This is a genomic window from Shewanella sp. NKUCC05_KAH (genome assembly GCF_019345585.1).
Lineage (GTDB): Bacteria > Pseudomonadota > Gammaproteobacteria > Enterobacterales > Shewanellaceae > Shewanella > Shewanella oncorhynchi.
In genome coordinates, this window is sequence record NZ_JAHKQZ010000011.1 from 124439 (window position 1) to 136912 (window position 12474).

At 47.7% G+C, this 12474-nt stretch carries 8 protein-coding genes; 7 read left to right on the forward strand and 1 reads right to left on the reverse strand.

The window, feature by feature from the left end; translation table 11 throughout:
• Positions 1-142 precede the first annotated feature (142 nt).
• The 3 genes from KO533_RS11765 to KO533_RS11775 all read left to right on the forward strand — a co-directional run bounded on the left by KO533_RS11765 (position 143) and on the right by KO533_RS11775 (position 5073).
• A complete protein-coding gene (locus KO533_RS11765) occupies positions 143-1171 on the forward strand; it encodes an ABC transporter substrate-binding protein (protein ID WP_219254276.1) in 1029 nt (342 codons plus the stop codon).
• Positions 1172-1216: 45 nt separating this feature from the next.
• Positions 1217-3001, forward strand: a complete 1785-nt coding sequence (locus KO533_RS11770; RefSeq protein WP_219254312.1) for a GGDEF domain-containing protein — start codon at positions 1217-1219, stop codon at positions 2999-3001.
• A gap of 755 nt (positions 3002-3756) precedes the next feature.
• Positions 3757-5073, forward strand: a complete 1317-nt coding sequence (locus KO533_RS11775; RefSeq protein WP_105250472.1) for a hemolysin family protein — start codon at positions 3757-3759, stop codon at positions 5071-5073.
• A gap of 195 nt (positions 5074-5268) precedes the next feature.
• Here KO533_RS11775 and ilvY read toward each other — a convergent pair whose 3' ends face one another.
• Positions 5269-6141: an HTH-type transcriptional activator IlvY gene (gene ilvY / locus KO533_RS11780; protein ID WP_105250471.1), complete on the reverse strand. Its 873-nt coding sequence runs from the start codon at positions 6139-6141 to the stop codon at positions 5269-5271.
• 231 nt (positions 6142-6372) lie between these two features.
• Here ilvY and ilvC point away from each other — a divergent pair, with 231 nt between their 5' ends.
• The 4 genes from ilvC (at position 6373) to ilvD (ending at position 12458) form a co-directional block, all read left to right on the forward strand.
• Complete coding sequence (gene ilvC, locus KO533_RS11785) at positions 6373-7851, forward strand: ketol-acid reductoisomerase (RefSeq protein ID WP_219254278.1); 1479 nt, start codon at positions 6373-6375, stop codon at positions 7849-7851.
• Positions 7852-8534: 683 nt separating this feature from the next.
• Positions 8535-10208 carry an acetolactate synthase 2 catalytic subunit gene (ilvG, locus tag KO533_RS11790; RefSeq protein WP_172481228.1) on the forward strand — a complete coding sequence of 558 codons (1674 nt, stop codon included), beginning with the start codon at positions 8535-8537 and terminating at the stop codon, positions 10206-10208.
• The gene (gene ilvM, locus KO533_RS11795) at positions 10205-10462 is read left to right on the forward strand and encodes an acetolactate synthase 2 small subunit (RefSeq protein ID WP_006083459.1); all 258 of its coding nucleotides are present in this window, start codon (positions 10205-10207) and stop codon (positions 10460-10462) included. Before ilvG ends, ilvM begins: the two co-directional genes overlap by 4 nt.
• A 136-nt stretch (positions 10463-10598) precedes the next feature.
• Positions 10599-12458 carry a dihydroxy-acid dehydratase gene (gene ilvD, locus KO533_RS11800; protein WP_219254280.1) on the forward strand — a complete coding sequence of 620 codons (1860 nt, stop codon included), beginning with the start codon at positions 10599-10601 and terminating at the stop codon, positions 12456-12458.
• Positions 12459-12474: the final 16 nt, after the last annotated feature.

Consider the following 12474-nt stretch of genomic DNA (forward strand, 5'->3'; position numbering starts at 1 on the left):
TGTGGTTTAATCGAAACATCTGCTGCCGATTTTAGCAACATTTTGGGCGGCGATGCGGTAACAAGGTTGTGAATCGATAATAATAAAGTGACCTCTTGTGAAGGATGACATTTGAGGGAACATGGTCGAGGAGAACTCGCCTATGCGTTCGTGGATGTTAGCGTGTGTGTTTATCTGTACTGCGGGTTTTGGTGGGGCAGCATGGGCAAAACTCGATGTGGTTTTTTTTAATCCTGGGGCTGTCGATGACAGTTTTTGGGGAGATGTCGACCAATTGATGTTGGCGGCATCGACGACACTCGATATTAAACTCGATATCATTCATTCCGATCGCAATCACTTCAAGATGATCACCCAACTCGATGAGTTGTTAGCTTCTGCAAAGGCGTTACCTAATTACGTTATTCTGGTTAATGAAAAACAATCCGCGATAAAAATGCTGCAGGCGCTTTATCCTCACCCTGTCTATGTGCAATTGATTTTAAATGATATTTCCCCTGGCGAGCGTGATGCCTTGCTGCAAGATCCTCATTGGCAAGAATATCTGTTACCCGCCATTATTCCCGATAATTACGCTATTGGTTCGGCGACCGCTAAGGCCTTAATGGACGACTTAGAGGGAAAGGCGGCTAAAGTTCTGTTGATTTCGGGCGATAAATCGACGCCTGCGTCAGTGTTACGTACCCAAGGCGCCAGCGACTATTTCTTTATGCAGTCCAATGCCACTCTGACTCAAACGGTTTATGGCCAATGGAGTGAGGCAGTGGCTTATGGGCAAGCGTTAACCCTGCTGAATCGTTATCCTGATCTGAATGTGATTTGGACCGCCAGTGATCGTATGGCGATTGGGGTGCTTAAAGCATTGAAGGAAACAGGTTTGGTGTCTGGTAAAGATGTATTTGTCGGTACGATCAATACTTCACCTGAGATTTTACAGCTTTGTCGCCAGCACTCTGTGAGTGTTATTGGTGGCGGGCATTTTTTGGTTGGCGCTTTAAGTTTGGTCGAATTGCAATATTATCAGCAGCATAAAAAATATCTCCCCTATGACAATGTTGCCTTGTTCGGTGTTTTGCAACCAGACTCGGCATTTTATCAAATGTTAGTTGCTCGAGATTGGCCACAGATTTTCCAGTCTCAGATTTTGAATAAGTTGCCCCTCAAGGCGTAATAACAGGTGTACATGAAGCATCATAATCATTCTATTAGCCACAAGATGACGCTGATTATTATTGGGGTGAGCTCGTTTTTTGCTGTGTTAACTATGCTGGTACAGTTGATTTGGAACTATCAGGATAGTATCGATAATGCGACTTCGGATATCCGCGAGTATTCAGAATCTATTTTGCCAAGCGTGGCTAAGTCACTGTGGGACGTCGACCGTAGCTTGTTATCGGATTTGCTCTCTGGACTGGGGATGATGCCATTAGTGTCGAGTGTACATTTAGACAGTATCGATGGCGTCACTATGCATCTGGGTAAACCTTTGTTAACCGATGATGAGTCGCAAACTCTATTTCACTATCCTGTGACCTATCAAGAGCAGTCGATAGCGACTTTGACCGTAGGGTTAGATACCAATCGGCTTTACTACGAGCTGTGGCGGCAGTTGATTTTTATCGTGCTCGGTAATGGTTTAAAGACCCTATTGATGATTTATTTGATTTTGACCTTAGTGCGACTCATGGTGACAGATAGATTGTCGGCATTGGAAGATTTCACTAATAAAATCAATCTTAACTCGTTAAAAAAGTTATCTGTGCCCGAGACGGTAACCGCAAGACCCGATGAAATAGCCCATGTGGCATTGTCACTTAAAGGTATGTATCAAAGGATACGTAATGATTTAGCCATCAATAAACGTCAGCAACGTGCACTGCAACAACAGCAGCATTTATTGTCTGACTTAGTCAAAGAACGAACTAAAGAATTAGATTGGCAGTCGCAGTCGAATCAATTGTTGGCTGAGATTTCGTTGCAATTTTTGAGCATAGATACCTGCAATGTGGATAAAACCTTAACTGAGGTATGCCACAAAATAGGTCAGTTATTTGATGTTGAAAGGGTGAGTCTTCTTGAATTCCATCAGCAGCATGCCTATTACCGCAGCTTTTGGACCAGTGACTTACACGCCAATAAGGTCCAAGTGATTTCGGTAGATAATATTGCTCAACTGGCTAAAAAATTCGAGACGGAATCGACCTTAGTGATTGAGGATCTTGAGGCGTTAAAGGCTTTTTCACCACAGGAATATGAGGTAATGAAATCCGTGGGGATATGTTCGATTGCCGCCTTTGCGATTAAAAATGCTGGGGAGTTATTGGGATTGCTCTCGCTGTCGACTGTGTCGCGGCCATTAAATTGGAACGCCCAGAAAAAGAATATGCTGACCCAATTCGCCTCCGCATTGAACGAGTTACTGCTACGCGAACAGAAAGAGCGTCAGATGATAGTGCTACAACAAGCGCTGGTTGCCGCGAATAGCCAATTAAAGGTGATGGCTGAAACCGATGAGTTAACTGGCTTAGCTAATAGACGACCCTTTACCGAAAGATTAGCTACTGTGCTACAAGCTAACATTCCAGCGGGATTGTTAATGTTAGATATCGATTATTTCAAATCCTACAACGACACTTATGGTCATCTTGAAGGCGATACTGTGCTTAAACAGGTGGCTGATGCCTTAGCACAGTGCGATATCCTGCCGCACAATGCTCTATTGGCTCGCATTGGTGGTGAAGAGTTTGCTTTGGTCGTCGAGCAGGTCACGCCAGCACAGTTAACGGCTATTGCTACGCAACTGTGTTATCTCGTTGAGCAACTCAATATTCCCCATCAAGTATCTCCCTTGGCTGTGGTGACGATCAGTATTGGCAGCGTGTTTTTGCCATTAGATAAGATCTCTGGGTTTAAGATGGCCGACGTATTACGCCGCGCCGATGTTTGCCTCTATCGCGCTAAGGATAAAGGTCGCAATAGAGTCGAGGTTGAAGTGATTTAATGGGAGCCGGTTGAAGGTGACGTTACTCTTTCGCCAAGATATCCCAACTCGTTGCTGGATTGGCTACTGAGCTTCAAGAGTCTAGGCGCTATGCTGCAAAATTGGAGACATATTCGGTTAGCATCACCACGCCACAGACGCCCTCAATCATGCTAACTAATTGATAACATTTATATGAAACATAGCGGTAGATAAGTCGCTAAGATAAAAATTACTCAAGGTGAGGTAATATTAGGCGGCAGATGAGATATAATCTGTCGCCTATTGTCGATTTAGCGATGCACTCTGAGTGACATCCATGCTGCCATTCTGGACGTATTTTACGTAACGCAACTAAGCAAAGCCACGACTGCATAGTCAATTCTATTGGCTTAAATGTACGTTCTAGCAGCTCAATATCAAAGCCACCGCGCTCGGATGTCTTATGCCATCGAGTCGAGTAAAATAATTAAATGCTGTATATTCAGTCGCTTCGACATAAAACATTACTTAAATGATGCAAGTGCATTAGCGCTATGCGTGGGCTGCGAGAGCGGAGTCACGCATAACTCGTGAATTTGCAGATATACTGAGTGCACCCTAAGGATTGTCATCTAAGCGCTCATTCATCTTAGGGATGAAAGTGGTCAATACAATCTTGTTGTGCAGCGACCAGACAAAGCAAACTTTGCTCAAATACAATGAATTCAACTGACTCGCGAGCAATAAGGCGCGGGTTGGTCCTAGTTAGTCCAGTGTTAAATGAAAGGTGTTACATGAGTCTCTTTGATAACGTGATGATTATATTGTGTCTAATCGGCGCGAGTTGTTTTTTCTCTATGTCAGAAATTGCACTTGCCGCTTCACGTAAAATTCGTTTACGTCAGTTAGCCGATGAGGGCGATGCACGAGCAGAAAAAGTGCTGCAGTTACAAGCCGTTCCCGGTAGCTTTTTTACGGTAGTACAAATTGGTCTTAATGCCGTTGCCATCATGGGCGGTATTGTGGGTGAGTCGGCATTTCGGCCTTACTTCTATCAGTTGCTTTCCCCTTTAGTTGCCGAGCCTTGGCTGAGCCAATTGAGCTTTGTTTTATCCTTCATAACGGTAACCAGCGCCTTTATTTTAGTCGCCGATTTAATGCCAAAACGCATTGCCATGGCGATGCCTGAGCCTGTCGCTTTAGCTGTTGTCGGGCCTATGTCTTTCTGTATTGTGCTATTACGCCCATTAGTGTGGTTTTTCAACGGCATGGCGAGTGGTATCTTTAAACTGCTGCAGATCCCAACCGTGCGTAACGATGCCATCACCTCCGACGACATTTATGCCGTCATGAATGCGGGCGCCGAAGCTGGGGTGCTAGATCGCGGTGAGCAACAGATGATGGAAAATGTGTTTGAAATGCAAACCGTTTCTGTGACTTCGGCCATGACGGCCCGTGAAAGCTTAGTGTACTTTTTACTGCAAGACAGTGAAGAAGATATCAAGCGTAAAATTTCTGAAGATCCCCATACTAAGTTCCTAGTCTGCGATGGTCAGTTGGATATGATCAAAGGCTTCGTGGATGCGAAAGAATTGCTGATCCGTGTGATCAACGGTGAGAATATCATCTTAAAAGGCAGTAACTTAATCCATACTTCGCTGATCATTCCCGATACGCTGAGCCTGTCAGAAGCGATGGAATACTTTAAAAATAGTCGCGCCGATTTTGCCGTGGTAATGAACGAATACGCCTTAGTGGTGGGGATTGTGACTACCAACGATCTACAGCGCGCCGTAATGGGGGCTTGGTCATTGCACGAAAGCGAAGAGCAGATCATCGCCCGTGATAGCAACTCTTGGTTAGTCGACGGTGTGACGCCTATTACCGACGTAATGCGCGCCTTTGGTATTGAGGAGTTTCCGCATAATCAGAACTACGAAACCATTGCTGGTTTTATGATGTATATGCTGCGTAAAATCCCTAAGCGTACGGATTTCGTGAACTATGCGGGCTATAAATTTGAGGTGGTCGATATCGATTCGTACAAGGTCGATCAGCTATTGGTGACTCGTATCGATCCTATTGATAAGCTCAACTCGCCGGATGTGTAATCCTGTCATCTTGTGTTGATTGCCTTGCGATAGAAATCCTGTGGCAATAGTTCGTTAGCACCAATTTGATAGCAACTGTTCGATAGTGAAGCGGTTCTCTTTAGCTAATTTTTTAGTTTTTTGAGAGCCGTTTCGGTTTTCTATCTCGTTGAAACTCTTCACTCGCCCTTTTATTTTTTGTATTACTTTCCCCGTTTAAATCACATCCAAAAACGCATTAACGATGGGATCGTCAAGCCGTTTCACTTTGCAGCAGCAACCTAACTCGAACGGTGGAATCGCAACCGGCGACGAGAGCAACTGAATGCGATCCCGCACTGGGCTATTATTGATCACCACTTCGGGGCTCATGCTCACGCCACAACCTAACGCTACCATAGAGGCGATAGCTTCTTGGCCCGACACTTGGGCGTAAATATTAGGGCTGATGCCCATTTGTTTGAACCAGTTATCGGCGCGGCGCCGTCCTGGGCCGTGATCTGGGATGATAAAGGGTACGCTCGACCAATCGATGGGCGTTTGGCTAACTTGTTGCTGTACTGCACAGCGGATCGTCGGTGCGATAATCGACAGTGGCACATCGTCGATTTTGGCAAAATGTAAGCTGCTGGGGAAAGGATCGGGCAGGGCGGCGATGGCGATATCGGCGCGATTCTGCTGCACTTCTGCTAGCGCGTTGGCTGCATCTCCCGTGGTTAAGGCGATTTCGACAAAGGGATGTTCTTGGCGGAATAGATCCAATAAACCCGGTAAATGACTGTAAGCAGCGGTGACTGAGCAATACAGATTCAGCCGACCGCGTAGCACGTCCTGCTTGAGATCGATACTGTGCTTGAGGGTGCTCCAATGGTTCAAGGTCTGCTCGGCGAATCGCTTAAACTCATGTCCCGCGTGGGTTAAGGTCACGCTGCGATTATCCCGCTCTAACAACTTAGCGTTTACTTCCTCTTCTAATCTTTGCAGGGCTCGGCTTAAGGTTGATGGGCTCACATGCATCTGCTCCGCCGTCTTGGCGAAGTGCAAACTGTCACATAAGTGCAGGTACAATTTGAGGGTACGAATATCCATAACTTATCCTGTTTAGCCTGAGCCTGAGTGCTGCATATTGCCGCCGATGTTGCTGCCAGTGTTACTGAGCGTTATTGCGGCTGACGTTGCGCATAATGCAATATGAAGTTCCGAATATATCATTTTAAGCAATGATAAGCATGGGTTATAGTGATTTCAATCACAACCAAGTCGTAACATTATGTTAGTTTGGTTGCGTCCAAAATTTCTGACTTATAGGTGGTATATCAGATGGCTAACTATTTTAACTCTCTGAATTTACGTCAACAATTAGCACAGCTTGGCCAATGTCGTTTCATGGATCGTTCTGAGTTTAGCGACGGCTGTAACTACATCAAAGATTGGAATATTGTTATTTTAGGTTGTGGTGCTCAAGGTCTTAACCAAGGCTTGAACATGCGTGACTCGGGTCTGAATATCTCTTTTGCCCTGCGTCCTGAAGCGATTGAACAGAAACGTGCCTCATGGCAAAAAGCAACCGATAACGGTTTCCGTGTCGGTACCTTTGAAGAATTAATCCCTGCGGCGGATCTGGTGCTTAACCTGACGCCGGACAAACAGCATTCAAACGTGGTTAACGCGGTTATGCCACTGATGAAGCAAGGCTCTACCTTGTCTTACTCGCACGGCTTCAACATAGTTGAAGAGGGTATGCAAGTTCGTTCTGATATCACCGTGGTGATGGTTGCGCCTAAGTGCCCAGGTACTGAAGTGCGTGAAGAATACAAACGTGGTTTTGGTGTGCCTACCCTTATCGCGGTTCACCCAGAAAACGATCCAAACGGTGATGGCTTAGAGATTGCTAAAGCCTACGCTAGCGCAACGGGTGGAGACAGAGCCGGTGTTTTACTGTCGTCTTTCATCGCAGAAGTGAAATCGGATCTGATGGGCGAACAGACCATTCTGTGCGGTATGTTGCAGACGGGTGCCATCTTAGGTTACGAGAAAATGATCGCCGATGGCGTTGAGCCAGGCTATGCGGCCAAGCTTATCCAGCAAGGTTGGGAAACGGTCACTGAAGCACTGAAACACGGCGGCATCACTAACATGATGGACCGTTTGTCTAATCCAGCCAAGATTAAAGCATTTGAAATTGCAGAAGATTTAAAAGAAATCCTCCAGCCATTATTTGAAAAGCACATGGATGACATCATCAGCGGCGAATTCTCACGCACTATGATGGAAGACTGGGCAAACGATGATGCGAACTTACTGCGTTGGAGAGCCGAAACTGGCGAAACAGGTTTCGAAAATGCGCCCGTATCGAGCGAGCATATCGACGAACAAACCTATTTCGACAAAGGTATTTTCCTTGTTGCTATGATCAAAGCGGGTGTGGAACTGGCGTTCGATACTATGGTGTCTGCGGGTATTGTGGAAGAGTCGGCTTATTACGAGTCACTGCATGAAACCCCACTGATCGCTAACACGATTGCCCGTAAGCGTTTGTACGAAATGAACGTAGTGATTTCAGACACGGCCGAATACGGTTGTTACCTGTTCAATCACGCTGCCGTACCTATGCTGCGCGACTACGTTAATGCCATGTCATCTGAGTATTTAGGTGCTGGCCTGAAAGACAGCGCAACCAGTGTCGACAACCTAACGCTCATCGCTGTTAACGAAGCGATTCGTGAAACGGCAGTGGAATATGTTGGTGCTGAACTTCGCGGTTACATGACTGATATGAAGAGCATTGTTGAGGCTTAATTGATAGTGAGTTAAGCCCAGCATTGGGGGAGAGGGTTGAGACTCAAAGGACTTGGGTCTCAACTCAGTTCTAAGCAACCTCAAGGCTCAATAGAGTAAAACGCGCATCTTGAGCTTGCTTAGTGATAAATCAGTTTAGTAAGAAACAAAATTTTTTCCTGTTCAGTGTGTTGTCGAGCGGGCAAAAACGACACAGTTAGTGAGTCGATCGTTCAGTAGGTGAATCGCGCCGACTGAGGATCAACAGTTAACGTTTTACTTTGTTGTTTTGCATTGTCTCGGCAGGGAAGCTGAATTTTTTTTGACAAAAGATATTTTTTATTGTGTTTGGCTGTCGCTTTATGGTAAAGCTAATAGCTCGCGGTCGGGCAAAGTCCAAAGCGAAACTAACTTTCATGCAATATCCCAATTTTAGAAACACCGATTAGGAATCCATATTGATGTTTAACCAAGCTGCCAAGCTCATTCTCGTGATTATTACCGTCGTGATTATTAAATCACAGCGGGGGCGGCGCATGGCGAACTGATAGACCTAAAAGGTTAAAAGTTTCGAAAGAACCCCCCGCTCCGAAAGGACCGGGGGGTTCTTCGTTTCAGGGCCTAGAGTAAGGTCCTAAACTTCGAAAGAGTAAAAAATTAGCGTCGATTTTCGGCAATTCAGGACTAACGTAGCGAGAGAGAATATGGAACCAGGGCAGATGATCAGAGGCGCAGACGCGGTAATTAAAGTGTTAGCAGCACATGGAGTCACCACAGTGTTTGGTTACCCAGGTGGTGCCATTATGCCAATATACGATGCCCTCTATGGAAGCCCTGTCGAACATCTGCTCAGCCGTCACGAACAAGGCGCCGCCTTTGCCGCCGTAGGATACGCAAGAGCCAGCGGTAAAACTGGCGTGTGCTTTGCGACTTCAGGCCCTGGCGCGACTAACCTGATCACTTCCTTAGCCGACGCGCTGTTAGATTCTGTGCCTATGGTGGCCATCACAGGCCAAGTCTCTACCGCTGTTATCGGCACCGACGCCTTTCAAGAAATCGACGTACTTGGCATGTCACTGAGCTGCACTAAGCACAGTTTTATGGTGACAGACGTCAACGAACTGATCCCAACCTTGTATCAAGCTTTTGAGATCGCCGCATCTGGTCGCCCTGGCCCTGTGCTGGTCGATATCCCGAAGGATATCCAAATCGCCCAATTGGAATATCGTACCCCTTTGCTGGCCGTCATGAACGAACCCCAAGCCGAGATGAGTGATATCGACGCCGCCCGTGCGCTGTTGGCTGAGGCTAAACAGCCTATGTTGTATGTCGGCGGTGGTGTAGGCATGGCGGGCGCGGTCGATCAACTGCGTGAGTTTATCAAAGTGACGGGCATACCTTCGGTCGCAACCTTGAAAGGGCTGGGCAGTATCGCCCATGGCACACCCGGCTACTTAGGCATGTTAGGCATGCATGGCGGTAAGGCCGCTAACTTAGCGGTACAGGATTGCGATTTGCTGATCGTGGTTGGCGCCCGTTTCGACGACAGAGTCACCGGCCGTTTAGCGAGCTTTGCCGACAAGGCCAAAGTGATCCATTTAGATATCGACGCCGCCGAACTGGGTAAATTGCGTATGCCTGAGGTGGCAATCGCCGGCGACTTACGCCAAATCTTACCTGCCTTAGCCATGTCGATGAACATCACGCCTTGGCAGGCCGAGGTGGAGCATTTATCCCGTAAACATCAATGGGATTATCAACACCCCGGCAGTTTGATCTATGCCCCAGCGTTGCTGCGCCGCTTAGCCAATAAGTTACCCGAAGACAGCGTAGTGTGTTGCGATGTAGGCCAGCACCAAATGTGGGTGGCCCAACATATGTGGTTCCGCCGTCCAGAAGATCATCTGTCCAGCGCGGGCTTAGGCACTATGGGCTTTGGCTTACCCGCCGCGATTGGTGCGCAAGTGGCCCGTCCCGATGCCACTGTAGTGACGGTGTCTGGCGATGGGTCTTTTATGATGAATGTGCAGGAACTGACCACCATCAAACGCCGCAAGCTGCCAGTGAAAATCGTGCTGGTTGATAACCAAAAGCTTGGCATGGTGAAGCAGTGGCAACAGCTATTTTTTGAAGAACGCTACAGCGAAACGGATTTATCCGATAACCCAGATTTTGTTTTATTGGCCTCCGCCTTTGATATCCCCGGCCGCACGATTTTCTCTTCCGACGAAGTGGAAGAAGCCTTAACCGAAATGTTAGCGGCTAAGGGCCCGTATTTGTTACACGTTGCAATCGACGATGCTTTTAACGTTTGGCCACTGGTGCCCCCCGGCGCATCAAACAGCGATATGATGGATGAAATGGAGAAACAAACATGATCCACTCTCTGGAATTAACGGTTCAACAACGCCCCGAAGTGCTTGAGCGTGTTTTGCGCGTGACTCGCCATCGTGGCTTTACGATTACCCAAATGCAGATGCGCATGAATGACGATGCGAGTCTATCACTGGATATGGAGGTCGATAGCGAACGTGCCATCGAACTGTTAAGTAATCAGCTGAATAAACTGATTGATGTGACTCAATGTAAGGTATTGTTACCGCTGAGCTTGCAACAAACGGCGAATGCTTAAGGCCTTGCTTGGGTGCATTTTAGTCCCTGATGTTGAGTGACTATGAGTGCCAGATATTGAGGGGAATGCGGCAAGTGCAGCATTCGCCATGTGAATTAAGAATACGATTTTCGATTTGAGATAAAGGATACAGTCAATGCCAAAGTTACGATCAGCTACCAGTACCGAAGGCCGCAATATGGCGGGTGCACGTGCGTTATGGCGCGCCACAGGGGTGAAAGACAATGATTTTGGTAAGCCAATTATCGCTATTGCTAACTCCTTTACTCAGTTTGTACCGGGCCACGTGCACTTAAAAGACATGGGCTCACTCGTTGCCAGTGCCATCGAAGAAGCGGGCGGTATCGCCAAAGAATTCAATACGATCGCCGTCGATGACGGTATCGCCATGGGCCACGGCGGCATGCTTTACAGTCTGCCATCGCGTGAACTTATCGCCGACAGTGTGGAATACATGGTTAACGCCCACTGCGCCGATGCCTTAGTGTGTATCTCCAACTGCGACAAGATCACCCCCGGCATGTTGATGGCGGCGCTGCGCCTTAATATTCCCGTCGTATTTGTGTCTGGTGGACCGATGGAAGCGGGTAAAACTAAGCTGTCGGATAAACTCATCAAACTCGACTTAGTCGATGCTATGGTGGCGGGCGCTGACTCGAACGTGAGCGATGAAGACAGTGCCAAAATCGAGCGTAGCGCGTGCCCAACATGTGGCTCTTGCTCAGGCATGTTTACCGCCAACTCAATGAACTGTTTAACCGAAGCACTAGGGTTATCGCTGCCGGGTAATGGTTCTATGCTGGCAACCCACGCCGATCGCCGCGAGCTATTTTTAGAAGCGGGTCGCCGCGTGATGGCACTGGCAAAACGTTATTATCACCAAGATGATGAATCGGCATTGCCACGTAATATCGCCAACTTCAAAGCCTTCGAAAATGCTATGACCTTAGATATCGCCATGGGCGGTTCATCTAACACCGTATTGCATTTATTGGCCGCCGCGCAGGAAGCCGATGTTGATTTTACCATGGCGGATATCGACCGTATGTCGCGTCTTGTGCCGCACCTTTGTAAGGTTGCACCATCGACGCCTAAATACCATATGGAAGACGTGCACCGTGCGGGCGGCGTGATGGGGATTTTAGGTGAGCTAGACAGAGCCGGATTACTGCATACCGATGTGTTCCATGTGGCGGCCGATGAAGGTGGCTATTTGAAGTCTGTATTGGCGAAATACGATGTGATGCAGACGCAAGATGAAAAAGTAAAACATTTCTTTATGGCGGGACCTGCGGGGATTCCGACCACTAAAGCCTTTAGCCAAGATTGTCGCTGGCCGTCACTGGATAATGACAGACAAGAAGGTTGTATCCGCAGCCGCGAATTTGCCTTTAGCCAAGAGGGCGGGCTTGCCGTATTGTCGGGCAATGTTGCCGAAAACGGCTGTATCGTTAAAACGGCGGGCGTGGATGAATCGAATCTGACCTTTGTTGGCTCGGCGCGCGTCTATGAAAGCCAAGATGACGCAGTGGCGGGTATTTTAGGCGGCGAAGTGGTGGCGGGTGATGTGGTGGTTATCCGTTACGAAGGCCCGAAAGGTGGCCCGGGTATGCAAGAAATGTTGTATCCAACCAGTTACTTAAAATCACGCGGTTTAGGTAAGGCCTGCGCGCTGATCACCGACGGTCGTTTCTCTGGTGGTACTTCTGGTTTATCTATCGGCCACGTCTCACCCGAAGCTGCCGCTGGCGGCACTATCGCCTTGATTGAAAATGGCGATCGCATCGAAATTGATATACCAAAGCGCAGCATCAAGCTGGCGGTAAGCGATGCTGAACTCAATGCTCGCCGTGAAAAAATGCACAGTCTTGGCCCAATGGCGTGGAAACCAATTGGTCGCCAACGTTATGTGTCACTCGCACTTAAGGCCTACGCCATGCTAGCCACCAGTGCCGACAAGGGCGCGGTGCGCGATCGCAGTAAACTGGAGGACTAATTATGTTTACTGCATC

Excerpts from the sequence above, each read along its gene's own strand:
- ilvD (WP_219254280.1), top strand. The coding sequence starts at position 10,599 with ATGCCAAAGTTACGATCAGCTACCAGTACCGAAGGCCGCAATATGGCG.
- KO533_RS11765 (WP_219254276.1), top strand. The coding sequence starts at position 143 with ATGCGTTCGTGGATGTTAGCGTGTGTGTTTATCTGTACTGCGGGTTTT.
- ilvC (WP_219254278.1), top strand. The coding sequence starts at position 6,373 with ATGGCTAACTATTTTAACTCTCTGAATTTACGTCAACAATTAGCACAG.
- ilvG (WP_172481228.1), top strand. The coding sequence starts at position 8,535 with ATGGAACCAGGGCAGATGATCAGAGGCGCAGACGCGGTAATTAAAGTG.
- KO533_RS11775 (WP_105250472.1), top strand. The coding sequence starts at position 3,757 with ATGAGTCTCTTTGATAACGTGATGATTATATTGTGTCTAATCGGCGCG.
- ilvM (WP_006083459.1), top strand. The coding sequence starts at position 10,205 with ATGATCCACTCTCTGGAATTAACGGTTCAACAACGCCCCGAAGTGCTT.
- KO533_RS11770 (WP_219254312.1), top strand. The coding sequence starts at position 1,217 with ATGACGCTGATTATTATTGGGGTGAGCTCGTTTTTTGCTGTGTTAACT.
- ilvY (WP_105250471.1), bottom strand. The coding sequence starts at position 6,141 with ATGGATATTCGTACCCTCAAATTGTACCTGCACTTATGTGACAGTTTG.